21 protein-coding genes are annotated in these 24,237 nt (G+C 37.5%); 14 read left to right on the forward strand and 7 right to left on the reverse strand.

The window, feature by feature from the left end; all coding sequences use genetic code 11:
• Positions 1–2: 2 nt before the first annotated feature.
• On the forward strand, positions 3–689 hold the full coding sequence (locus R3E32_27220; GenBank protein ID MEZ4888448.1) for a hypothetical protein: 687 nt from the start codon (positions 3–5) through the stop codon (positions 687–689).
• Between the two features lie 23 nt (positions 690–712).
• Here the strand turns inward: R3E32_27220 and R3E32_27225 are convergent, their stop codons facing one another.
• The 3 genes from R3E32_27225 to der form a co-directional block, all read right to left on the reverse strand.
• Positions 713–1,243, reverse strand: a complete 531-nt coding sequence (locus R3E32_27225; protein ID MEZ4888449.1) for a shikimate kinase — start codon at positions 1,241–1,243, stop codon at positions 713–715.
• 135 nt (positions 1,244–1,378) lie between these two features.
• Positions 1,379–1,651 carry a hypothetical protein gene (locus R3E32_27230; GenBank protein MEZ4888450.1) on the reverse strand — a complete coding sequence of 91 codons (273 nt, stop codon included), beginning with the start codon at positions 1,649–1,651 and terminating at the stop codon, positions 1,379–1,381.
• A gap of 127 nt (positions 1,652–1,778) precedes the next feature.
• Positions 1,779–3,083 (reverse strand): ribosome biogenesis GTPase Der, encoded by a 1,305-nt coding sequence (gene der, locus R3E32_27235; protein ID MEZ4888451.1) that lies wholly within the window; start codon positions 3,081–3,083, stop codon positions 1,779–1,781.
• A gap of 556 nt (positions 3,084–3,639) precedes the next feature.
• Between der and R3E32_27240 the strand changes: the two genes are divergently transcribed.
• The 9 genes from R3E32_27240 to R3E32_27280 all read left to right on the forward strand — a co-directional run bounded on the left by R3E32_27240 (position 3,640) and on the right by R3E32_27280 (position 16,542).
• Positions 3,640–5,241: a T9SS type A sorting domain-containing protein gene (locus tag R3E32_27240; GenBank protein MEZ4888452.1), complete on the forward strand. Its 1,602-nt coding sequence runs from the start codon at positions 3,640–3,642 to the stop codon at positions 5,239–5,241.
• A gap of 78 nt (positions 5,242–5,319) precedes the next feature.
• A complete protein-coding gene (locus R3E32_27245; GenBank protein MEZ4888453.1) occupies positions 5,320–11,970 on the forward strand; it encodes an RHS repeat-associated core domain-containing protein in 6,651 nt (2,216 codons plus the stop codon).
• Entirely contained in the window at positions 11,943–12,545 is a 603-nt protein-coding gene (locus tag R3E32_27250; GenBank protein MEZ4888454.1) for a hypothetical protein, read from the forward strand. The genes R3E32_27245 and R3E32_27250 overlap by 28 nt, the downstream gene beginning before the upstream one ends.
• Positions 12,546–12,744: 199 nt before the next feature.
• Positions 12,745–13,173, forward strand: coding sequence for an RHS repeat-associated core domain-containing protein (locus R3E32_27255; protein ID MEZ4888455.1), 429 nt, complete (start codon positions 12,745–12,747; stop codon positions 13,171–13,173).
• Positions 13,174–13,246: 73 nt separating this feature from the next.
• Positions 13,247–13,855, forward strand: coding sequence for a hypothetical protein (locus R3E32_27260; GenBank protein ID MEZ4888456.1), 609 nt, complete (start codon positions 13,247–13,249; stop codon positions 13,853–13,855).
• A 154-nt stretch (positions 13,856–14,009) separates the two neighbouring features.
• The gene (locus R3E32_27265; protein ID MEZ4888457.1) at positions 14,010–14,195 is read left to right on the forward strand and encodes a hypothetical protein; all 186 of its coding nucleotides are present in this window, start codon (positions 14,010–14,012) and stop codon (positions 14,193–14,195) included.
• Positions 14,196–14,306: 111 nt separating this feature from the next.
• Positions 14,307–14,804, forward strand: coding sequence for a hypothetical protein (locus R3E32_27270; GenBank protein ID MEZ4888458.1), 498 nt, complete (start codon positions 14,307–14,309; stop codon positions 14,802–14,804).
• A 213-nt stretch (positions 14,805–15,017) separates the two neighbouring features.
• Positions 15,018–16,205 (forward strand): RHS repeat-associated core domain-containing protein, encoded by a 1,188-nt coding sequence (locus R3E32_27275; GenBank protein ID MEZ4888459.1) that lies wholly within the window; start codon positions 15,018–15,020, stop codon positions 16,203–16,205.
• Between the two features lie 25 nt (positions 16,206–16,230).
• On the forward strand, positions 16,231–16,542 hold the full coding sequence (locus R3E32_27280; GenBank protein ID MEZ4888460.1) for a hypothetical protein: 312 nt from the start codon (positions 16,231–16,233) through the stop codon (positions 16,540–16,542).
• Positions 16,543–16,583: 41 nt separating this feature from the next.
• On the opposite strand, the gene R3E32_27285 is transcribed toward R3E32_27280, so the two are convergent.
• Positions 16,584–18,131: a hypothetical protein gene (locus R3E32_27285; protein ID MEZ4888461.1), complete on the reverse strand. Its 1,548-nt coding sequence runs from the start codon at positions 18,129–18,131 to the stop codon at positions 16,584–16,586.
• A 247-nt stretch (positions 18,132–18,378) separates the two neighbouring features.
• Between R3E32_27285 and R3E32_27290 the strand changes: the two genes are divergently transcribed.
• Together R3E32_27290 and R3E32_27295 are read left to right on the forward strand one after the other, a co-directional pair.
• The gene (locus R3E32_27290) at positions 18,379–19,548 is read left to right on the forward strand and encodes an RHS repeat-associated core domain-containing protein (protein MEZ4888462.1); all 1,170 of its coding nucleotides are present in this window, start codon (positions 18,379–18,381) and stop codon (positions 19,546–19,548) included.
• 1 nt (position 19,549) lies between these two features.
• The gene (locus tag R3E32_27295; protein ID MEZ4888463.1) at positions 19,550–19,972 is read left to right on the forward strand and encodes a hypothetical protein; all 423 of its coding nucleotides are present in this window, start codon (positions 19,550–19,552) and stop codon (positions 19,970–19,972) included.
• A gap of 213 nt (positions 19,973–20,185) precedes the next feature.
• Here R3E32_27295 and R3E32_27300 read toward each other — a convergent pair whose 3' ends face one another.
• The 3 genes from R3E32_27300 to R3E32_27310 all read right to left on the reverse strand — a co-directional run bounded on the left by R3E32_27300 (position 20,186) and on the right by R3E32_27310 (position 22,750).
• Positions 20,186–20,767, reverse strand: a complete 582-nt coding sequence (locus R3E32_27300; GenBank protein MEZ4888464.1) for a TetR/AcrR family transcriptional regulator — start codon at positions 20,765–20,767, stop codon at positions 20,186–20,188.
• 129 nt (positions 20,768–20,896) lie between these two features.
• Positions 20,897–21,646, reverse strand: a complete 750-nt coding sequence (locus R3E32_27305; GenBank protein MEZ4888465.1) for an SDR family oxidoreductase — start codon at positions 21,644–21,646, stop codon at positions 20,897–20,899.
• A gap of 234 nt (positions 21,647–21,880) precedes the next feature.
• On the reverse strand, positions 21,881–22,750 hold the full coding sequence (locus R3E32_27310; protein ID MEZ4888466.1) for a hypothetical protein: 870 nt from the start codon (positions 22,748–22,750) through the stop codon (positions 21,881–21,883).
• A 169-nt stretch (positions 22,751–22,919) separates the two neighbouring features.
• Here R3E32_27310 and R3E32_27315 point away from each other — a divergent pair, with 169 nt between their 5' ends.
• The gene (locus R3E32_27315; GenBank protein MEZ4888467.1) at positions 22,920–23,663 is read left to right on the forward strand and encodes a hypothetical protein; all 744 of its coding nucleotides are present in this window, start codon (positions 22,920–22,922) and stop codon (positions 23,661–23,663) included.
• Positions 23,664–23,725: 62 nt separating this feature from the next.
• Positions 23,726–24,220, forward strand: a complete 495-nt coding sequence (locus R3E32_27320) for a CBS domain-containing protein (protein ID MEZ4888468.1) — start codon at positions 23,726–23,728, stop codon at positions 24,218–24,220.
• Positions 24,221–24,237: the final 17 nt, after the last annotated feature.

Below are 24,237 nucleotides of genomic sequence, written 5' to 3' on the forward strand. Positions count from 1 at the left end.
TTATGAACAGATTACTGATGAGCACCCTTTTGATTACTTTGGTTTTCACAAGTTGCGCCAAGAAAGCTTATTATCTTAACTCTGATTTCAATAAAATCAGTGCAAACCACCAAACCATAGCGATTGTACCTGTAGAAATGATTTTGACGGGGCAAATGCCTGAAGGTATGGATGATTCTGATATTGAAGCATTGGAGGAGGCCGAAAGCAAGGCATTTCAAAAATCACTTTACAATCAAATCCATTGGAGTCCACCCAAATCGAAACATTCGTTGGTGGTTTTTCAAAGTGTGGAGAAAACAAATGAGATTTTGGGGCAGCATGAAATTTCTGTTCGCAGGACTTGGAAAATGACCGCAGAGGAATTGGCAGAACTGTTGGAGGTGGATGCAGTGGTTAGATTGCAGGTTGAAAAACAACGCTATATGTCGGATATCGCTTCAATGGGTATCAGCATTGGCAAGCGGATTATTGACATTTTGACCCGCTTTAGGTCTTTGGCTGTCACCAATGAAATCAGTAAAACGAGCGATATCAATGCCAATTGCAGCATCGTAAATGGCAAGGATGGTAGTGTTTTGTGGTCTATGAAGGAAACTGCTTCAACGGATTGGCAACGTCCAAGTTTTGAGGTGATTGACAAGCTGAACCGAGATTTGGCGAAAGATATGCCTTATCGGGCGAAGTAATATTTTCTGTGTTGGGGTTTTCACTACCATCCCACCATCTGCTCTACCAACAAAGCCACAATTTTGGTTGGTGTGAGTGTTTTACAGGCAACAGTGATATGGGCTTGTTGGTAAAAAGGCAACCGTTCTTCGAGTTTGGCTTCAATAAAATCCAATAAAGCAGCTTTATCCTCTTCAAATTGTTGAACGAGTGGACGGGTGTTTTTTGCCTGCAACAAGCGGCTGACAATGATGGAAGGGGGAACTTCCAAAAAAATGGTCAAACCGCTGTCGTTCATCTGCTGCATATTTTCAAAATGACACGCCATGCCTCCACCAGTGGCAATCACCGTGTTTTCTTGCTGCAAAAGCTCGTGTAAGCACTTCTTTTCCAAGGCTCTAAAATGATTTTCACCGTGTGTTTCAAAAATCTGTGAAATAGTTTGTTGGGTTTTGGCTTCAATGTATTGGTCTGTATCAATGAAGGTATAATGCAGCTTGTTGGCCAACATTTTGCCGATACGAGATTTACCACTTGCCATGAATCCTACTAAAAAAATACGGGTGTGCTTCATTGTCAAAATTTGAAAATAAAAAAAATGGCTTTATGTTGTTTAAACACAAAGCCATTTAAGTCTTCAAAAAATACTACTAATAACAGTCTTGATTGTTCAGTTTCAGTCTTATATTAGTCAGTATTACAAGTATGCTTACTTGTGATCATCGCCTTTTACAGCATCTTTCACATCTTCTGCTGCCTCTTCTACAGCTTCTACTGCATCTTCACCAGCTTCTTTAGCTGCATCTGCCGCATTATCAATTGCTTCACCAGCTGCTTCTGTTGCTTCACCGGCTGCTTCTACTGCATCTGCTGCTGCATCTTGAGCTGCCTCAGCTGCTTTTTCTGCTGCATCTGCCGCTTCTTGAGCCGCCTCTTTCATCTTGTCACCAGCAGATTGAGATTCGCCACCACAAGAGACCATGAATGATAGCATACTTACACAAAGTAAAAGAATTACATGTTTCATATAAATTAATTTAGAATGAAAAATAATTGGATTAGCTTATCAAAATTAACATTTTTTTACATTTTGTTAGTCATATGACTATTTATTTTTTTCTAAAAAACAATGAAATAGGAACACCCGTCAAACTAAAATGTTGGCGCAGTTGATTTTCCAAATAATTTTTGTAGGGTTCCTTGATATAACGAGGATAGTTGCAGAAGAAGGCAAAAGTAGGTGTATAGACGGGTAATTGAGTTACATATTTGATTTTCACATACCGCCCTTTGATGGCAGGAGGATTGTGTTTTTCAATCACATTGAGCATTACTTCGTTCAGTTGAGAAGTAGGAATTTTGGTCATTCGGCGTTCTTGCACTTCTATTGCAGTTTCTATAGCTTTGAAAATGCGTTGTTTGTAGAGTGCCGAGATAAAAATGATGGGAATGTCCGTGAAAGGGGCAAATTTTTCGAGTACATTTTTTTTGTAGTCATTGATGGTATTGCTGTCTTTTTCAATCAAGTCCCACTTGTTGATCAAAATCACAATTCCCTTTTTCTTTTTGACCGCCAATCGGAAAATACTCATGTCTTGTGCTTCTATACCCATCTGAGCATCAATGACTATGATACACACATCGGCTTCGTCCATGGCTTTGATGGCACGCATGACAGAGTAAAATTCCAAATTTTCGTGAACTTTCGATTTTTTGCGAATTCCTGCTGTATCTATCAATAAGAATTCTTTTTGATACATGTTGTAATGCGTATGGGTTGTATCACGAGTTGTTCCTGCAATGTTGGTCACGATGTTGCGGGTTTCTCCCAATAGTGCATTCAGCAATGAGGATTTTCCAACATTGGGCTGCCCGATGATGGCAAATTTGGGGAGTTCACTCGGTTCTTCTTCGCCTTCTTCTGCAATATGTGCTGTCACCGCATCCAACAATTCACCCGTTCCTGTGCCGTTGATGGAAGATAAAAAATAGTTTTCTTCAAAGCCTAAACTGTAAAATTCGGCCGCATCTAAAATTCGGCGGTTATTGTCCACTTTATTGACTGCTACAATAACAGTCTTGTCCGAACGCCGCAATAAATTGGCCATGCTGTCGTCCAAATCGGTGATGCCTGTCAATACATCTACCACAAATACAATCAAAGAGGCCTCTTCAATCGCAATCGCTACTTGTTCTCGGATGGCTTTTTCGAATATATCATTGGAGTTGGGTACAAATCCACCTGTGTCTATCACATTGAAGGTCTTGCCATTCCATACGCTCATGCCATATTTTCTATCTCTCGTTACGCCGCTTTCATCATCTACTATGGATGCTCGCTGACCTATCAAACGGTTGAACAAGGTTGATTTGCCAACATTTGGTCGTCCTACTATCGCTACGGTAAATCCCATTTTGGTTTTTTATTCAAATTTAAATCAGACAAACTACAAAGTTAGGTAAAATGAAGGAATGAATGGTATAAAGATGCAGTTGATTATTTATTATGTCATTGTAATGTAAAAAAATGGAACAGAAAGTATAAAATACTTGTTTTTTTGATGTTTAATTTTGTAATGTACTTTTTATAATTTATTATTGCGGATATAAAGAGGAAAAAAATGATAATGAAATATTTTTAAGATAATAAATCTTAACAAACAAATTATAATTTATATTGGATTCTTCTTTTTTTTAAAATACTCCCGCAACACGTATTCCGAATAACGCATCAATTTTTTGATACACTCCTATTTTATTGATTATTTCAGATTTTGATTACAAGTTTATAAACTCCATTATAACTTATAAGGATAAATATGTTTATTGAGTTTGCAATTTAATGTATTTGCTTCAAAAACCTGTTTACCTTTTTTTCTTTAGCCGTTATTTTAAATAGAAGACACATATAGTAACTTTTAATGCTATATTCACAAAAAATACTTTTTTTAACTATAACAATCATTCCTTATGAAATGGAAATCGATGTATCTATTATTTTTATTTTGTTTTTCGAGCAATGTTATACAGGGAGATATTACTGTTACAATAGTTGATTATGTTACTACATTCCCTTGTGATGGAGCTATTTCCATAGAAATAGATGGAGAAGTAGAAGATTATACCCTTTCTTGGAGCAATGGCGAAACTACTCCTAACCTGACTGGACTCTGTGCAGGTTCTTATACTCTAACTGCAACCAATATATATGGTTGTGAAATAATCGAAACCATAGAAATTATTGAATGTGCAGCAGTCATCAATGCAGATATTACGCATTTGTGTGCAGGTATGAGTACAACCGCGACAATCAAAGTAAAAAAACCTTATGTTGGGGATTTTTCTTATACATGGGATAATGGTGCAACAACCAAACATTTAACCAATATCACTACTCCTGGTATGTATTGTGTCACAGTGACAGATTTAGAACATGGCTGTTCTTTTTACGAATGTTTTGAAGTACTTGAACTTACCGATACCAATAGTAGTTTGTATCTATCTACGTGTTTGCCGAAGGGACCACCAATTGTTGTCAATGAGGTAGTTACTGATCCTCCAACAGGAGGCTATTCTAATAACTGCGTTCCGTGGAGCTATTTGGAATTGCTCATTACTGGCAATGAAAACTGTGAAGAACACATTGATATTCGAAGATTCATCATTGATGACAACAATGGAGATTTTTCCAAACCTCAGCAGCTATCCAATGGGAATATATCAACAGGGCATATTCGTTTTAAAAACATCAGCCGTTGGGCGGCTTTGCCTGTGGGCAGTATGATTGTTATTTACAACCCTGCTTACAATGGTCAAATGAACCTGACATCTGACCCAAGTGATAGTAATGGAGATGGCGTATATATTTTGCCTGTCAATGATAGTGGTTTAGAAGGAAATGCCCTAAAACCGAGTTTGTCCAATTCGAGCTATTCGGGAAGTTATACTACAAGTGCCAAATGGCAGTATTTACATTTAGCTACTCAACAAGATGCGATTCAAATTCGCTATCCTTCAGGCGAATATTGCCATGGTATAGGTTATGGGTCTGCTACTGAAATGACAGGAGGGCCTGATAATCTACGTTTGGAAACAACAGTTGATGAAAGCCATGTTTTGTTGTTGCGGGGAGAAGACCCGCAATCTTCTGTGAGTTATGCACCTGTACCCTATACCAATATGATATTATGTGATGAAATACCAACGCCAGGGCGACCCAATGGTTATTACAACATTCAATTTATCAACAATTTATGTGATTTGGTTTCTTTCAAAACGGCTGAATCAATCGGTTCAGATATTCCCAATGGATTGCACATCGAAAACCTTTTTCCCAATCCATTCAACAATCACCTACAAATGGAATACAGCATCAGCGAAGCAAGTGAAATACAAATCTATTTGTTCGATATGTTGGGGCGAGTAGTTTATCAAAAGAACATCACACCCAATAAAGGAAAAAACAAACTCCAGATTCAACTAGACGAGAACCATAGTAATGGAGTGTATCAATTACAAATGCAAAGCAAAGTGGGCAATTACCACCAAAGTCTGTTGCACATTGCAAAGTAGATTTATAGGTAGATTATCACTCGAAGTATAGGCTATAAAAATAGCTGATAAATCATAAATATAAAATAATCAATTGAAATGAAAAATAAATCTCTTTTTCTTATAGGAACTGCCATACTTACTTTAATGGCTTTTAGTTATGGAATTTCGGCAGCATTAAAAATAAGTTCACCTCCTACTGGTGATATTCCTGCTCCATTTGTAGGGAATGTTTCTCCTTCTGCTGGTGGAGGAGATATTATGGCACAAGCAAATACAAATGTAAGTACTTATACAGGAGCTGCAGCAGTAGGCGTACCGTTACATACATTGGAAGGAGATAATCTATCTCATAGTGTAGGACTTTCCTATCAATCCAATGGTATAAGAGTAAATGAAATGGCTTCAAGAGTTGGATTGGGATGGGGATTAAGTGCAGGTGGGGCTATTACCAGAATGGTGAGAGGAGGGTATGCGGATGAAACATATCAATCGTATGGAACTGGTTCAGGGGCATTTCATGTATGTGGAAATTTTTATAATACAGAAGGAACTTGTACAAACTTTTTCATCGATAAAATGCCCGATCTATTCTATTTTAGTTTTGATGGTTATGCAGGTAAATTTGTTTTCGATGAAAATCAAGATATAGTATTGCTTCCGCATAGTAATTTAAAATTTGATAAGACAATAATAACTGAAGGAAATGATAAGAAAATTATAAAATTTTCAGTAACAACTGATAAGGGTAAAGAATATATTTTTGATCAGTATGAATTGAGTAATCAAATTACTTTAACTGGGATAGTGGAAGATATAAGTGATACTGAAATACCTAATAATTATGAGAATAGAGAGTATATTTCTACCTGGTATCTATCTACTATTAAAGATTTGAATACAGGTGAAACTATTTCTTTTGACTATGAAAATATTCCAGAATTAAAAGTTATCAGTGGAATTTCTGAAGTTGAAAAAACAGATAGTGGAGAGTGTTCTTGTACTGAAGACGATGTAGATGAAGAATTTACTACGGTTCAATTTACTAAAAATGCTAAAGTAATAAGGTCTATAAAGTCTAAATATTCAAAAGTGGTTTTTGACCATAAGTATAGAGCCGATTTGGAAAATGACTATAGAATTGGAGGAGTAAAAGTATATAGTTTTAAAGATAAAAATACTTTTGAAAATTGCATTTCTAATAACTCTAATAATCCTGTATGTGTCCAAAATTGCATCAATAATTATCCCTGTGATGATGAGTGGAATGATGATAATGATCCGCTATGTAATAGCCCCAACGAATTAAATCAATATTGCCAAAGCCAGTGTAATACATGCTCACAAAATTATCTTTTAAAATCTTATCAATTTCAGCATACTTATTTTGAAAGTGATGAAAATCTCAATAATGCTCATTTAGAAAGAAGACTAAAACTCCATAAAATTTTCACACAAAACAAAAACGGAGAGAGGATAGATGAAAATGGAAAAGAGATTCTACCTTATATATTTTCCTACAATTCTCCTCCATTGCCTTCTAGAATATCCAAGGAACAAGATATATGGGGTTTTTATAATAGAAATGGTGAAGATAGTAAAGGAGAAACAGGAACTCTAATTCCTCAATTATGGTTTTACCCTAATGAAGCCAATGCAACCTCTTTTTTACCTTTACAAAAAAATACCACACAATATGTGCTTTCAATAAGTGGTGCTAATCGGGAGAGTAATGCAGATGCTATTAAGGCGGGCTTATTGACTAATGTTAAATATCCAACAGGTGGTAGTATAGAGTTCGATTATGAAATACACTCCTTCAACTATGATGGAGATATTTATGACGGAGGAGGAGTAAGAGTTAGCCAAAAAGAAGCCAACGGTGGAGCAGAAGGAAAATTAATAGTTCAGTATATATATACAAACTCCAATGAGGAAACAAGTGGTCATTTAGTAAGTATGCCACAATTTGCGTATGCCTGTAAGGAACTAACCTATTCTGTTGCTCCTGGGTTTGAATATTTGAATGTTATTGACGATGACTTAGCGATATTTTCAGACAGCCAATCTCAAATGGAGGCTACTCAGGGTAGTCATGTCGGTTATGCAAAAGTGATAGAAAAAACCGATGGTCTCGGAGAAAGCATTTATACTTTTACCAACCCTTCAACAAACCCCAATATACAAGGAATTACTTCCTATGAAGAAGTAGGGAACGGTTCATGTAATCCTAATTTTATAGACCTTACGGGAAAATGGGATCATTTTCCATTTGCTCCAAGTGAAGACATGGATCATCGTAGAGGTCTCTTAAAAACCAAATTAGATAAAGATAAGAATGGAGCTACAGTACAAACAACTAATATTTTTTATAAAACTAAGTTAGTTAAAGAGTTCTCTTTTACTTTAAAAGAGCAATTTAAACAGCTTTATGGCTTCAAAAGAACAGGCGAAACCACCATCACTTCCGAATTTGTCTATTTAGACCAACAAACTCAAACCGTTGATGGTGTTACCACAACTACTACTTATGACTACGATTTGGTAAATCACTATTTACCCAAGGGAAGTACAACTACAGGAGGAAGTCAAACCATTACTTCTACCATCACCTATCCGCAAGATGTGACCCCTGCTTCAGGACTCATCAATAAAATGCTGTCATTGAATTGGTATGGGGTTCCTATTTCGACTACCCAAAAATTAGATGGAGTTTTGATTGGTGGTTCTAAGACCGATTTCGTTCAGCACATAGGAGTAGTCGTACCACAATATCATCATGAAGTACAGAATGGTGGATTCAAAAAAGTATGGAAAGCCGAAGAATGGGATATGGGTAGTGGTGGACGAATGAAAAAGGTGTATCAGTTGAAGAAAGATGGAACAAAATTTCCCAATCCACATGAACTAGAGTGGGAAGCAGGGCAGCTAAAAACGAAAAAATACATTGACTTTGAAACAAACTATACTTACTATGACAACCGCTTATTGGAGAGCAAAACGGATGCAGAAGGCATCAAAACCAAATATTACTACGATGCCTTATTACCTACCAGACTAAAAACCAGCGAACTGATTACAGCAGATGGAGGTGTCGAAAAAGTACGTGTAACAACCAATACCATACATGATTACAGTGCCAATAAAGTAACAACTACAGTTGATTTTACAGATGAAGGTGTTCCCGAAGAACATAAAACTCCTCAACAGAAAAGTTTTAAAACTCATGACGGATTTGGAAAGTATCTAAGCACTACGAGAGTAGCAGCAAGTGGCACTGAAAAAGTAACCCATAGTATGGGCTACGATAACTTTGGTCGCCCTAAATACGAATATTCAATGGGTTCAGGTACAATTGAAAAAACCTTTGAAGCCTCTCCTTTGAGCAGAGTTTTAAAAGTCACTGATGAGGAGGGAAATGAAACCGAATATACTTATCTACAGGGCTTATTCGGTACAAATGCCTTTAGAAGCACAATGGTCAAGGATGCGAATGAACATACAACCATCAGTTCTGTGGACTTATTGGGAAGAACAACAGGAGTGATGAATGCCAAAAATGAACAAACCTTGTATGCATATTATCCAGAAGGCTATTTGCATACAGTACAGCCCCCTACAGGATCTGCCTATATCTATACCTACAATGGAAACGGACAAATGGAAACCAAAAAAATACCAGGGGTAGATGGCGAAATTCACTATACCTATGATGATCAGTATAGATTGAAAAGCAGCACAGATGCAAATGGAAAAACAATTATCCCCGAATACGATGAGTATGATCGTGCTGTTAAAACTTATTTGGGAGAAAAAGTAGAGGACAGGCTGTTGTCACATACAGTGTATGCAGCAGGTTCTACACGACCCGAATCTTCCAAAGCAAGAGAGATACTACCTAATGGTAGTTTAGGAAATGATTTTTTTACAACAACCTATGGTTTCGATGAACTCGGCAGACAAACCGATGTCACCAAACAATATTTGAATGGCATAGAAGCGACCAGTGGCATAGAAGCGACCAGTGTCATAGAAGCGACCAGCCATACAGATTACAACGATGCAGGTATTGCTTATTTTGAATCGCATAACAGCCAGGGAATTGGCTATGAGTATGAAAACTTTACAGATGAAATTCTTCGATTGGAAAAAACCTATATGACACTCGGAGAGGAAACCTTTTTGCTCAACAAATTTGGCTACGATGGAGAAGACAGGGTGATAACCAAGTACCTACATGGACAAAATGAGCAAGAGAACAGTTTTCTACAAGAAGTAAACTATACCTATGATGAAGTGGGAAGATTATTGACAATCAATGACTTTGACAATATAGAAGGCATTGGTACTTGTCGTGCCTTGAACAAATGTGGACCTGTCAAATGCGATTACACTTTTGCGATAGATGTCGACCTTTCCGACCCCAATGAAGGAGTCGATATTGGAAGAATGGAAGCAATACAGGAAACAGATAGAGGAGATGCCAACGCAACTCCTTATACCATTCCTCTTCCCAACTATCCCTATCATCTCTCGCTTCAATACAACGGCGTAAATGCCCGAACAGGCTTGCCAGAAGGCAAACCCACCTTCAATGACGATGGTTTGCAAGCGGATTTGAAAAATTGGATGGTCGCAGAAGGATATCAGTTTGACAAAGTGGAAGTAGTCCTCAAAGAAACGGACATTCCTGCACACATCGAAATTGGCATCAAAGCAACAAATGTACCTTTCACCAGCATCAATGAAGGCGAATATGTGCCTACACTTCAAGATTGTTGTGGAGCAGCATTGGTGGCTGAATCTGAGTCCAATGCAGGTAGTGGAGGAGCGATTGACATCCCCGAAAACTACCACAGCCCCGACCTGTTTGCCATGTCTTTGGACTACGACCACCTCGACATACAAACCTTTACTTGGCAAGTCACTTGTGGAAACAAACAAGCCTATACCATGGAATACGACCCATTGCACCGACTCTTGAAAGCCGACCACACCACCTTTTTCCCTGCAAAGGATGATGTATTGGGGCGATACGATGTAAATATACTGGGCTATGATGGTATCGGCAACATAGAAGGAATTATCCGAAAAGGGGTAGCGGGAATCAATCCTCAATCGGGTGAACCCATTTATGGTCTGATAGACGACTTGACTTATGGCTACAATGGCGACCGCTTGACAACAGTGACAGATGCAGTACAGGGAGCAGGACAACCCAAAGGTTTTGTGCCAGAAGTTAGTACCTATAATTATGATGCAAATGGCAACCTAACAACAGATACAGGCAAAAAAATAGCGATTCAAAACAATTTTTTGGATTTACCTGGCATTATTGCCAAAGACCCAGAAGCTGACGGAACGGGTGGAGGAACAATAGCCATGACCTACTCAGCCGACGGCGACCTCCTTCAAAGAACTGTCACAGTAGGAGACGATACCTACACCCATACCTACGCAGGAATTGCTGAATACCGAAACAATGAATTGTACGCTGCTTCGTTTTCAGAAGGCAGAATCACCCAACAAACCGACGAAGAAGGAACTACTTCCCTACAACTCGAATACGTCCTTTCCGACCATTTAGGCAACGCCCGAGTGCTATTTGCCGACTTAAACAAAGACGGTAGAGTTGACGGTTCGGAGATTTTACAAGAAAATCACTACTACCCCTTCGGCCTCAACATGGAAGGCCCATGGTGTCCCGATGCTACAAACACCACCAAAAACCACTACCAATTCAATGGCATTGAGTTGTTTGAGGATTTGGATTTGAATGTCAATTTTGCGTTTTATCGGTCGTATGATGCGGCAATAGGTAGGTGGTGGCAGGTGGATCCTAAGGCGGAGAGTTTTTATGGGATGACGGTGTATAATGGGATGGGGAATAATCCAATACTTTATTCAGATTCTGATGGAGACTTTATCCCGCAATTAGTTGGTGGAGTTGTAGGAGGGGTCATGAATGTTGTTAATAACTGGAATAAAATATTAACGAATCCAGTTAGTGCTTTTGGATATGCTGTAACAGGAGTTGGTGCTGGAGTGGCAGCAACCTTGCCTGGAGGTATTGCAGCCTCACGAGCAATTCTCGCAGGAGGAAATGTTGCAACAGATATAGCCTCTGGGAATATACCAAGTTTTGATAGCTTTGCAGATGTAGCGAGCTATGTAGGAGGAACAGCATTAGATGCTTTTACCACAGCTGGGTCAGCGAAAGCCTTTGGAAAAATTGCTAAATCAAGCCTTGAAAAGGCAGCTCTAAAGGCAGTTAAAGAAGTAGGGGAAGAACAGGTATTTAATTTGATAGGTGATTCAGGAGCAGGGCTTGCCGAGATGACATTAGAATGGTATGGAGAGACAGTAGGCACAGGCTTTACATTTCAAACTACTGCTAAGGCGATTAATTGGGGATCAAGGGCAGCAGAGAATCTTGTTTTAGGAGCTTTAAATACTGGCTTAGGAGTAAACCCTAGTAAAAGCTTAGGTCTATGGGATATAAATGGGCCTCAAACTACCAATAAATGGACTGGACAAAAAGGTGGCTATTATGAATTTGGGAAAGATGGGACTGTTTGGTCAAAAGACATAGATAACCATGGAGGAGGAACACAATATAAAGTATATAATAAGACTCCCAAAGGGCTTGAATTTAAAACCCATGCAAATCAAGATGGAGACTATATAACGCGACATAAAGGTCCAAAAGGCAAATTTATAAGTTGGAGCAAACTAAAAAAATTATTCTAATGCTATTAAAAAAGACTGCTAATATTGATGAAAGATTCTCTTGGTTAAGCTTACTGAGTAACAATTCTGTCTCATACGAAAAAATTGAAATATATGATTTTAAAAATAAATGTGAGATTAAAAATTTACAGAATTTAATTTACAAATTATTCAATGATGATAGGAGGTCTTTAGTCATTGGACCTTGTGCAACTGGGATACCATGGAATGATTTTGCTGATATTGTAGAAGAAATAGAAAATTATGAGATTCCTATCAGACTCGATTCTAAATATGATAATGAATTTGAAGTAAGATTTATGAAAATGATGGTTGAAAATGGAATTGAGTATGACTATAAAGGCTACTGTGAAATACTCAACTGGAACCAATTACTTGACCTTGTTCTATCTATTGTGATTAATGTGAAAGGTACTGATTCTTTAAAGTTCTACAATATTGATGGTAGTTATTGTTTTTACCCTCATTACACATGTAGTATAGGAGTTTATTACAAAGAAATGAATGAGAAAATAGACCGAATAATTAGAAGAGCCAATAGAATGGGGGCTTGTATAGAATATATCAAGGAGTAATTGCATTGAAAATTGATATAGAAACAATTAGGATATTTCATGGAGAGGAGACTCAGTTCTCAAATTCATGGTTTATAAAGCTATTCTTGCTTGACAGAGTTAATAATTGCGTCAATAACATAAATGGTACAAGGCCTATCATGTTCAGGAAACTTAGCAATATCGTTGAGTATCTTGAGTATGGTAGGATTTCAATGGCATAGAGTTGTTTGAGGATTTGGATTTGAATGTGAATTTTGCGTTTTATCGGTCGTATGATGCGGCGATTGGTAGGTGGTGGCAGGTGGATCCTAAGGCGGAAGCATCTAAAGATTTGTCTCCTTACAATGGAATGCACAACAGCCCTATCAAGTACAGCGACCATAATGGAGACTTCATCCCCTCAGCTATTTTGGGTGCAGGTGTGGGATTGTTAATGAATGGTATAAATAACGTTGCTAATGGCAATGGATTTTTTCAAGGTGCTGGAAAAGCAGCATTGTTTGGAGCATTAGGCGGTGCTGCTTCTTTTGGGATAGGAGAAGCTTTCAACGGTTTGAAAGGCTTGGGGGTAGAATTAGCACGAGCAGGGGTACACGGACTCAGTGGAGGCATTCAATCCGGTTTAGCGGGGGGGGAATTTTGGTAGTGGATTTTTAAGTGGTGCATTTTCTTCGGGTGTGGGTTCTGGTATTGGTGCTTCTGGACTAAAAGGCGGGGCTATGGCGGCGGCCCAAATTGCAGGAGGAGGTCTATCAGGTGGTGTTGGCAGTGTGCTGGGAGGAGGAAGCTTTATGGCTGGTGCAACAAATGGTCTATTAGTAGGAGGGTTGAATCATACGGCTCATTCAGGTATTTTTGGTGAAGGTTTTGCAGCCTCCTTAGTTACAGGACAGATACGACATATTTTTACGCCCGATGCAATTGCTGGATCTTTTGACGGAACATTATACGCTTATTTAGGTACAGGAACTTCAATAGAAGGTGCTTTAATGTTAACTGGTCCAGAAGCAGGTGAGTTTCATAGTGCAGTAGATATTACTGGAGGAGTAGGAAATGATATTGGTATAGGAGCTACTACAACTAGATATTATTATTCAGGTAAAGCAGCGAACTTTACATCAAAACTTTTTAATGGTTTTTTCTATAAAGCTAATATAGGAGTTTCCTTTGGAATAGATTTTAGCGCATCTGTAAGCCGTGCTAATGTAGCTAATAATAAATTTATTCTTGGAATACATAATACGATTGGTTTTGGTGTCTCTATGTTTCCACTAATTCCCTTAAGTGGAAGTTTTGAGACAGGATACACAACCATTTCTAAATATTGACAATATGAATTCTATAAAATTTCTTGTTTTTATATTTTTGGGTTTTATTATAATATCAGTAATTGGTGATAAGCTACTATATCTACACTATAAAAATCATGAGATTGTTAGCTATTCAACACCATGCTCTTTCGTTGTAAAATCCCACTATATTATGAATGGGGTTATCTATATCAATAAGAGATATGCTCTTCCTTTGACTTATGGTTATGACATAAATGATTTAGAAAATGATATGAACAGAGGTGATAAAATCTTCAAAGAAGCAAATAGTAATATCATTTACCTCATAGAAGATTTTGATAGTACCGCTTATTCCTTTATGAAGGAAGAAAATTAATTTTATTTCAGAAGTAAAAATATAAGAGAAGTCGATTGTAGTTATAATTATAATCGGCTTCTCTTATATTTTAACTATAACTATACTTAGTTACATATAAAACACAAAACCATGCAAAACAAACTCTTAACTATTCTAACCCTTATCACCTTCTTTGCCTCTTGTACACCTACCAATAACATCAATACTGTAGAATTTCAAAACATAGAATATCAAGTAGTCGCAAAAGGCAATGATTCGGGTATCAAAAACAAACTGCTGATAGTCGCTTACAACAAATACTTCAATGAAAGCCAATTTGACAGCGATTTCATCAGCAGTCATAATTTGAATACCGTTGATTTCCGAGAAAATATGTTGGTAGAAATATTTTTAGGTACTGATGCAGCTACAAAGGGAAAAATTACCCTAACCAAAATTGAAGAGAACAAAGACCTGATAAAGGTCCATTACGAAACAAAAGAAGGCGATGAACCGAGTGCTACTGCCGAAGAAGAAATAACTCCCTTCTTAATTGTATCTGTACCCAAATCCCGAAAAACAACCAAGTTTTTTGAGAATGGGGAGGAGGTGAAAATTGCAGGAGGGAATTTGTATATCAAGAATTGAACACCACAGTCGCCTTTTATTTATCTCACTCACACTACTTCGTTTTCAGAAGGCAGAATCACCCAACAAACCGACGAAGAAGGGACAACTTCCTTACAACTCGAATACGTCCTTTCCGACCATTTAGGCAACGCCCGAGTGCTATTTGCCGACTTAAACAAAGACGGCAGAGTCGATGGTTCGGAAGTACTGCACGGCCTGCTCCGATGATTAATCGGAGAGAATCACTACTACCCGTTTGGCATGAACATGGAAGGCCCATGGTGCCCCGACGCAACGAACACCACCAAAAACCACTACCAATTCAATGGCATTGAGTTATTTGAGGATTTGGATTTGAATGTCAACTTTGCGTTTTATCGGTCTTACGACCCTGCAATTGGTAGGTGGTGGCAGGTGGATCCTAAGGCGGAGAGTTTTTATGGGATGACGGTGTATAATGGGATGGGGAATAATCCTGTTTCTGTGGTGGATCCTCAGGGAGATATTGGTTTTGTACCTATAGCAATAGGGGCAGTTTTAGGAGGATTATCTGGACATTCAATTGGAAAAGCAAAAGGCTTATCAGGTTTCGGTTTGTTGGGACATTCATTATTGGGCGCAGCAATTGGAGGATTATCCACTCTCGCTGGGTCTGGTGTTTCTACTGCATTAGGAAAAAGCTTAACTGTAACATCTGTTGGAACACAAGCAGGTGCAATTGCTATAGCAGCAGGAGGGGCAACAGGAGGTATTATAGGAGGCGGTGGTTTTGCTGCACTATCTGGTCAAAATGTGCTAAATGGTGCTTTGAAAGGGGCAGTAGCTAGCGTTGCTGGAAGTCTTATTGGAGCACGTATTTCAGGGGGATTAGGAGCATTTTTGGGTGGAGTTACTTCGGGTGGATTATCAGCAGCTTTAGATGGTCAAAATATAGCGTATTCTGCTTTGATAGGTGGTTTAACTTCATTTAGTTCTTATACCATGATGAATGAGATTAGGTATAAGAATTTCGGTAGTACGTTATTAAGCCGAAAACAGTTTAATGCAATGACTAGGGCTACACAAAAATCATTTATAACAGGTAAAGAATATGGGGCTTGGCTACTCAAAGGTGGTGGAATAGAATGGTGGGAGGTAGCTTCTACTGGCAATGATCATATAGATCCTGGTCCCAAACCGACAAATGCTTGGGGAGAGTTTCATACACATCCTAACCTAGGAGGAGGTTATAGCGAAATTCATAGTCATGATCAAGATGTCCCCAGTAGTAGACATGATAAAACTTTCAGTTATGTGATAAGTAGAACCAAGGTTTTCTCTTTTGATGGTAGGTATGAGTACGCTACTAGACCAGGTACACTAAAATACACAAATAAATTCTTTACCCCCTACCCATATAACAGTTTTGGTTATAGATAATATGTCTATTTTAAAAATATAAGCAATGAAGATTTTAATGTTTTTTATTTTAACCGTATGTGTTTATGCATATAGTTGCAAAACACCTTCTCCAGCCTTACAAACTATAATCCCCTGTACTGTAGATGCTGCTAAGGAAGTATCTAATACCTATATAGATAATATAAAAGGTAATATAGCTTTATATACTGTGATGATAAAGGAACAAGACACAGTTTTTGTTGTTATATATACATTAAAAGATAAAACAATGAGAGGAGGAGGAGCAGAAATAACGATATCCAAATCAGACTGTAGAGTAATTGATTTAGACTTTGGACAAAGGAATTCCAGCTAACTATGAGTTAGCACACACAAATTATATTATTTAAGATATATTTATTCCAATTTGACGACATTTTTATCTTTTTCTGCCTGTTTTTTGTATTTTGAGTACTTCTTTCGGGGAGATTTCCATGTTCTTGGTGTTGGTTTTTCCCCCTTTTTTCTTCCCTTTCCATTTTTTGAACTCTTGGGCGCAAAGGGCTTTATATCAAAAGTAGAAAAAAAGGCCTCTGCCCCTTTTCGAGTCATAGAAACGGACTTTGGAGCCGTTTCTTTTTGCGCTCTTTTGACTTCAGGCAAGTACTTTTCCCATTCATTCACATGAACCTCTACTTCTGTTGAAGCAGTATAAAGTAACCAATAAGTGAGTTGAACCACCCATGCCCAAGCATCTAAATGACCTACTTCTGGTGTTTCATATTTGTCCAATAATAAGGATTGCTTAGAAAAACGATTATGGACTTCAATATCATACCTATGTCGATAATCTTCATGAATATTTCTTGTTGTATATTGTGCTTTATTGCAACCCCAAAAAGTTAAAAACATGGGACGCTTAAAAACCATTTCTCCTGTTTCTTTATCTATACACAGAACCGCTACTAAGTCAAAAAACAAGTTACTCATGTCGTATTCTCGTGAACCTGTTATCAACAAATCATTCCAACGATGGAGCTGGATAATTAGCTTTCTGCCGCTTCGGGTAGTTGTTTCAAAACTCAATTCTTCATCCATTGGCAAATCGAAAATGGGACGTTGGGCTTTTAGGAAACTCTTTTTTGTCTTAGGATTGTAACACTTTCGTTCTCTTTCGATCTGTAAATAATAGGGCTCATCCTCATATACTTTATTTCGTCCTGCTGCAATCTGTTTGCCTGAATACTTTTTATACACTTTCGTACCTGCTCGAAAGCGAATCACTAAGTTCAGATTTGGGCATTGACTCACCAAAGGATGTATATAAGAAGGATGACTATATCCACTATCGGCACTATTGACCACACGTTCTGCCTCTTGAAAAGGCAAATCCGCACACTCCATCATTCCCAACAATTGAGCAGACGACACACTTAATGGATTGTCATTCAAACCTATTCGTATATTATCCAAGGGTAAACTCCATGCATTCGGATGTTCAGCATCATACAAACCTAAATTCACATAAGAATAATTATAACCTATATCTATGGATTTGTTCCCTTTTATTTTGTTGTTGGGTATCGAAACATAACCACGACAAGCTAAACAGTTAGAATAAGCTTTCCGATTAGGGGTCAAATCCGATTGAAGCTTATAGATATTTTTTCTTGGGCCGTATTTCATACAGTGCACCTGCAAGTGCTTTCGCAAGTCACTTACTTCCTTCGCATTACAACAATCTTCTGTATCTTTACTCAACTTTAACTCCTTACTTAGATTTTTTGTAACTTTGTTGAGGATACTGTAATGATACTGAAATAGCTTATTTTTGCTCAACATTGTGGGATTTCTTGCATTTAACTCACTCCCTAATGAAAGCAATATACTTACCAAACCTTTGACATGCACATTGTCAAGGTTCAAAATATCGAGGCAAAACTGTTCTGGTTTGTTTTTTTTCACACTTCAAATATCCAGAACTTTTGCCTCTTTTTATAATTCAACCTTATTTCGTCCAAAGTCTAAAATTGATAAGAAGTTATATCAATGAATTTATAAGGGCAACACGTTTATCCTTTATCGAACTGTTGCCCTGTTTTTCATTAATTCTTCTTATACTACTTCGTTTTCAGAAGGTAGAATCACCCAACAAACGAATGAAGATACAAACGAAACAAGCCTACAAATCGAATATATCTATTCCGATCACTTGGGCAACGCCCGCATCCTCTTTTCCGACTTAAACAAAGACGGCAGAGTTGACGGTTCGGAGATTTTGCAAGAAAATCACTACTACCCCTTCGGCCTCAACATGGAAGGTCCATGGTGTCCCGATGCTACAAACACCACTAAAAACCACTACCAATTCAATGGCATTGAGTTGTTTGAGGATTTGGATTTGAATGTGAATTTTGCGTTTTATCGGTCGTATGATGCGGCGATTGGTAGGTGGTGGCAGGTGGATCCGATGGCGGAAATGCTATATGATTTCAGTACTTATACGGGGATGATGAATAATCCTTTGTATTTCAATGACCCTCACGGAGATATTGCTCCGTTATTGATTGCAGGAGCAGCATTAGTAAATGGAACATTAAATGTAGTTAATCAAGCTTTAAAGGGTAATGTAGCAAATTTTTGGCAAGGCTTAGAGTATTTCGCAGTGGGAGCAGTAGCAGGAGTAGCTTATGCGGTGCCTGGTGGTGGTACAGCTTTGGCTGGGACTATACAGACTGTTGGAAATAAGGCCGTTCAGATAGTAAATGGTCAATGGTCTCCATCAGATATTGATAGTGCATGGGATGTTGCAGGATTGGCATTCGATGTGGGAACAGACTTTTTAGCAGCAGTAGAAGGAGCTAATTTGGGTAAGAATTTAGCAACAAAATTAGGTGATAAATTTGGGTGGTTTACAAGATGGGGAGGAGGAGGCCCGATCGTTAGAACAGGAGGGGCTGTTGGTGAGACGGCTTTTAGTGCAGGAGTGACTGAGCCTATTGAAATTGTAGCTAAAAAGGGAAGTACCTCATTGGTATCGCTTACTGATGAAACTTTTTCACAGGCCGTATTTAGGGAAAGCTTTGGTCTTACTGAAAAAATTGGTAACTATTCTATTTATGGAACTAAGGGGCTTGTAGGGAACACATTCAATAGGAATATTTTTTATATAAATAGCCCTAAAAACGCAAAAAACCTTGCAAATTTTAGATCATTAATGAGTTCAATGGAAAAAGAAGCTATTGGTCTTGGAGAAAATAAAATTTCTATTTATGGATCTTCAGTAGTTAATAAAGGGTTTTTAAGTCCAAATCTTGCAAAAAGATTCGGGTATTCTTTCCAGCAATCAAACAGTAGTGTTTTTCTTCAAAAAATATTTTAAAATGGGAAATAAAGATTATTCATCAATTATTCTATCTATTTTCAAGCGTAAAGGGGGTGAAGGAAAATATACAAAAATTTTACCTCAAGAAGTAAGTGCAAATATCTTATCTGAATTAGAATCTAATGAGGAAATATTGATTTTTTATTATAAAAACAAAGTAAATTATTTGTTAATAACTAACTTTAGATTATTTCAATTGCATGAAGGAGATAGAATAATTGTTAATCACCGTGAATTAAAAAGCATCTATCCTGCTATGTATGAGGAATTTTCCGATGGGGTTTTAGATATGAAGTTATTCACAAGAATAAAACTTTTTTATAATAATAATTATTCATGTGTTGTTTATATTGAAGAAGGAGAACCTTTTTCAGGTATTTTACAGGTATTGTCTTTTTTAGCTAATCAAAATAACGAATAATATTAAATATTATTTTGTTATTCAACAGCATTGAGCTATTGGAAGATTTGGATTTTACTATGCAAGCACAAGTGCCGCAGTAGCAAGTATCAACAATGATAAAGTGCTTCGAATAGAACAAGAATCAGATACAGAAGCAGCTCGTCAACACGTTTTTGTGCTCGGTGATGGAATCTGGGTTAAATTTTGTATTAATTCAATGTTTAATAGATTTTAATCCAATACCGACAAACCCAATAAAATGGTATTGGTAAGAGCAGCTTTGTTGGGGCTAACTTTGGCATTTACCTGCAATCCGCCATAAAGTGTGAAGAGGTAAGCTGCAATGGTGTCAGCATTTTTATCCTCTGCAATTTCGCCACGGTCAATACCCAACTGTAAGTAATCTTTGAAAATTTGTTGCATTTCTTGTTGATTGCACAAGATGAGCGGTTGGAATTCCTGCTCGTTTGGAAGGAGTTCGGTGGTGCAGTTGATGACAAAACAACCTTTGCGGTCAGTGTCTTCCAATGCACTTTGAATAGAAGAAAGGAATAGTTTTTTGATGCCTTCTTTTACGAATGGTTGTTCAGCGAAAAAAGAATTGATTCGTTCTTTATTGATTTTTCGGTAGTGTTTGAAGGCTTTGATAAACAGCGTTTTCTTGTCGCCGTAAGTATCATAAAGACTTTGTCTGTTAATGCCCATATAACCTACCAAATCATTTATGGAAGTAGCATTGTAGCCATTTTTCCAAAAAAACTCCATGGCTTTTTCGAGAACTGATACTTCACAGAATGTTTTGGTTCGAGGCATGTTTTTGGTGTTTGTAAATTATTGACTCCTATTACTACTGATTGTCAGTTTTGCAAATTAATCAATTTCTTGGTAAAAATGGTGAAAGGAGACATCGGAAGTTTTTGAAACTTCCGATGTCTTTCCTTACTACACTTGTGCAAAACCTCCATCTACAGGAATTTCTGCTCCATTGATATAGGAAGAATCTTCGGAAGCTAAGAACAAAGCAACCGTTGCAATTTCACCTGAGCCACCGAAACGACCCAATGGAATCATTGAAGGAAAACCTGCTGCCATATCATTGACTTGCTCCTGTGGTACATTGTGTTTGCCATAAATTGGTGTGTCAATAGGACCTGGGGCAATGGCATTCACTCTGATGCCTTTGCTGCCCAATTCTGCTGCCAAAATTCGGGTAGCAGAGCGCAAAGCTGCTTTTCCAGATCCGTATGCCAACATGGCTGGAAATCCCTTGATATTGACAACGGAGGTGTTGAAAATCACGCTTGCGCCTTCATTCAAATAAGGAACGGCTTCATTGACGGTGAAAATTGGACCTTTGACATTGATGTTGTGTAATTCATCAAAAATTGCTTCTGTTAAATTGCCAATAAGTTCCATTCGAAGAATTCCAGCATTTAGGAAAAGAATGTCAATTTTTCCAAAAGCATCAACAGTTTTGGCAATCAAGGTTTTGCTGTCTGCAACACTGGATGCCTCGGCTTTGACCAACAAATAATCACCACTTAGCTCACCTTCAATGGCTTTGAGTTTGGTTTCTGAGCGTCCAGTCAAAACCACTTTTGCACCTTCTTTCAAGTACAATTTGGCTGTTTCCAATCCCATTCCACTGGTTGCGCCTGTAACGATAGCGACTTTGTTTTGTAATTTACCCATTTTGGTTAAAAATTTAAATTGTTAAAAGAGAGAGTTTTATTTTGGAATATTCGTTCCGTTATTTGATTCTTGATACTGGAACGATTGTTCCAGAAAAAGGTTTAGGGGATTGAAAAAAAAATCTTTTTTTGATACATTTACCAAAATAAAAAAACCGCAATAGGATGTCCTATTGCGGTTTTTTATGATTGTGAAGGGAAGATAATCATTCTAATTATCGTTGCATCACTTCAACTAATTAACAGGGTACCCCAATTCAGTCAAGGTTGCTGCCATGTAATTCAAGCCTTTAAGATAGCGAAGCCCTTTGATGTCGTTCATCACATCTGTACTCGCCATTGCACAACCTCCTACAACTACATAGGCTTTATTGAAGGTAGCAACTTGCTCTTCAGACACTTTTCCAGCCCTGAAATCTGCATAGAAATTGAAGGTTTGTGTTCTAATTTTATCTGCAAATACCAGCAAAGTTTTGAACATGTCATCATAAGAAGGCTTACGACTATTGAACTGTACGTAGTCTTTTTGGAGTTTGGCATCCTTCATTGCACGGCTGTTCATAAGAAATTGGTCGTTTTTTTGGTCATACAACCTTTCTCCACCGTAAATCATTTTGAAGTGAGAATCACTACCCGGTTTGAAAGCCGCATTCAAGGCAATCAAACGAGCATAGCCATCTTCTCCAATAGTTGCCGCAACATCTTTGTCCCATCTTGCCACATTTTTTTTGTCTGAAATCCAACCTCTCATGCCCAGACCTTTTTCGGGACCACCTCCTTCAATGGATTCTTTCATGTACTCTTTGTATTTGCGATCTCTTGTTTTTTCGTAATACACAACATGACTCTCAATCCAGTTATTACTGAATTGTACATTTTTTTCAAAGCTGTTCCCCTTAATTTTTGCATAGAAATCAAGTGCTTCAATGCCAATAGGCATTTCCCCTTTTAAGGCCATTTTTTGCAGTTTCTTGGGCGAAGCATCCAAATCCAGATTCACAATATCAGCTTTGATTTTATCATTATTAGATGTTTTAAATGACTGAAAGCCAACAAAAATAAATATGCTCAAAAGCACCAACACAAGTTTAGATAATGACTTCATAAATCAACATTTTATAGGTTAATAGAAAATAAGGTGAGGGGTTAGCAGAAAAATAAATGATACAAATTAAAATTTATTATTTAATTTTAGTTTAATTCTCATTTTTTACAAAATAGCAAAAAATGAGGAGAAAAACAAATATTTTTTAACCCCCCAACCTAATTAAACGATGAAAAAGTATCTAATTATTTTGATGTTGGTAAGTGCTATTCCTTTATATGCACAGAACTTTTCTACTACCAATTTACAATTATTTTATGGTTTCGACTTCGATGACCAACTATTTGGATACAATACCGAAGATGGTGATATGTTCAATTTCCAATTGGAGCATTTTGGTACATGGAAATACGGTGATCACTACTTTTTTGTACAGTTTTTCAAAGGAGATTTTTTAGATTTTGCAGGTAATTCTACATCAGAACGTTACCGAATGTATGGGGAGTACACTGCTCGATTGAGTATCTGCAAAGTATTGAATGGCAAGACTTCGGAGGGGTTTCTAAAAGATGTATTGCTTGCTGCTCAGTTCAATCAAGGGAGCAATAATTTTCATGCAACTTTAGTGGGTTTGGGCTTTACCTTCAATGTCAAAGGCTTCAATGTGCTTGATATAAATACCTTTTATAAAAACGATAATTTTGGAACTGAAACCCTCCAAATAACTACAATCTGGCAAATTCCAATTCAACTTGGAAAAGCCCGTTTTTCTTTCGATGGTTATTTTGATTTGGCAGGAAATGATTCTTTTGGCACAGATTTCATTTCTCAGCCCAAATTATTGTGGGACTTAGGTAATTGTTTTTCAAAAGAATCGGTTGGCAAACTGCAAATTGGCTGTGATTGGTACATCCATACAAATGAGGTCGTCAAAACAAGTGCGCCTCAAGCAGTGTTAAAATGGTCATGGTGATTTTTTTGTTGAAGAATTCACAAAAAATATGTACTTTCATTCATCACAAAATGCAAAAAAATATGAACCCTTACGAATCTATTAAAACGTACATGGCAACAAATTTGGTGACTTTCTCTCCTGATACTGATATTCGAGAAGCCATGAATTCCTTGTTGAAGAACAAAGTATCTGGTGCGCCTGTATTGGATAGTGATAAAAACTTGGTGGGAGTGATTTCTGAAAAAGATTGCCTGAAGGTGATTATCAACAGAGATTATTACAATGATCTCGGGGCAAGTAAAGAAACAGTAGAAAAATATATGTCTCGTGATGTAAAGACCATGGATGCAGGTTTATCGGTTACAGAAGCAGCGTTTGAATTTATTCACTCCAACTATCGTCGTTTTCCTGTGATGGAAAAAGGAAAATTGGTAGGACAAATTAGTCGTCGAGATGTTTTGAAGGGTATCATGACGATTGAAGCACGAAACATTGAAGTCACACCTTCCTCATGGCAAAACAGAACCCCTGTTGAACTGGCTAGTAAAACAACGCATTATAAGAAGAAAAAGTAATCTTCTGTCCTTTCTGT

The sequence above is a fragment of the Chitinophagales bacterium genome (assembly GCA_041392475.1).
Lineage (GTDB): Bacteria > Bacteroidota > Bacteroidia > Chitinophagales > UBA2359 > JAUHXA01.

What these genes read in the sequence shown, in the direction of transcription:
- R3E32_27220 (MEZ4888448.1), top strand. Translation starts at nt 3, where the DNA reads ATGAACAGATTACTGATGAGCACCCTTTTGATTACTTTGGTTTTCACA.
- R3E32_27225 (MEZ4888449.1), bottom strand. Translation starts at nt 1,243, where the DNA reads ATGAAGCACACCCGTATTTTTTTAGTAGGATTCATGGCAAGTGGTAAA.
- R3E32_27230 (MEZ4888450.1), bottom strand. Translation starts at nt 1,651, where the DNA reads ATGGTCTCTTGTGGTGGCGAATCTCAATCTGCTGGTGACAAGATGAAA.
- der (MEZ4888451.1), bottom strand. Translation starts at nt 3,083, where the DNA reads ATGGGATTTACCGTAGCGATAGTAGGACGACCAAATGTTGGCAAATCA.
- R3E32_27240 (MEZ4888452.1), top strand. Translation starts at nt 3,640, where the DNA reads ATGAAATGGAAATCGATGTATCTATTATTTTTATTTTGTTTTTCGAGC.
- R3E32_27245 (MEZ4888453.1), top strand. Translation starts at nt 5,320, where the DNA reads ATGAAAAATAAATCTCTTTTTCTTATAGGAACTGCCATACTTACTTTA.
- R3E32_27260 (MEZ4888456.1), top strand. Translation starts at nt 13,247, where the DNA reads ATGGCGGCGGCCCAAATTGCAGGAGGAGGTCTATCAGGTGGTGTTGGC.
- R3E32_27265 (MEZ4888457.1), top strand. Translation starts at nt 14,010, where the DNA reads ATGAATGGGGTTATCTATATCAATAAGAGATATGCTCTTCCTTTGACT.
- R3E32_27270 (MEZ4888458.1), top strand. Translation starts at nt 14,307, where the DNA reads ATGCAAAACAAACTCTTAACTATTCTAACCCTTATCACCTTCTTTGCC.
- R3E32_27280 (MEZ4888460.1), top strand. Translation starts at nt 16,231, where the DNA reads ATGAAGATTTTAATGTTTTTTATTTTAACCGTATGTGTTTATGCATAT.
- R3E32_27295 (MEZ4888463.1), top strand. Translation starts at nt 19,550, where the DNA reads ATGGGAAATAAAGATTATTCATCAATTATTCTATCTATTTTCAAGCGT.
- R3E32_27300 (MEZ4888464.1), bottom strand. Translation starts at nt 20,767, where the DNA reads ATGCCTCGAACCAAAACATTCTGTGAAGTATCAGTTCTCGAAAAAGCC.
- R3E32_27305 (MEZ4888465.1), bottom strand. Translation starts at nt 21,646, where the DNA reads ATGGGTAAATTACAAAACAAAGTCGCTATCGTTACAGGCGCAACCAGT.
- R3E32_27310 (MEZ4888466.1), bottom strand. Translation starts at nt 22,750, where the DNA reads ATGAAGTCATTATCTAAACTTGTGTTGGTGCTTTTGAGCATATTTATT.
- R3E32_27315 (MEZ4888467.1), top strand. Translation starts at nt 22,920, where the DNA reads ATGAAAAAGTATCTAATTATTTTGATGTTGGTAAGTGCTATTCCTTTA.
- R3E32_27320 (MEZ4888468.1), top strand. Translation starts at nt 23,726, where the DNA reads ATGAACCCTTACGAATCTATTAAAACGTACATGGCAACAAATTTGGTG.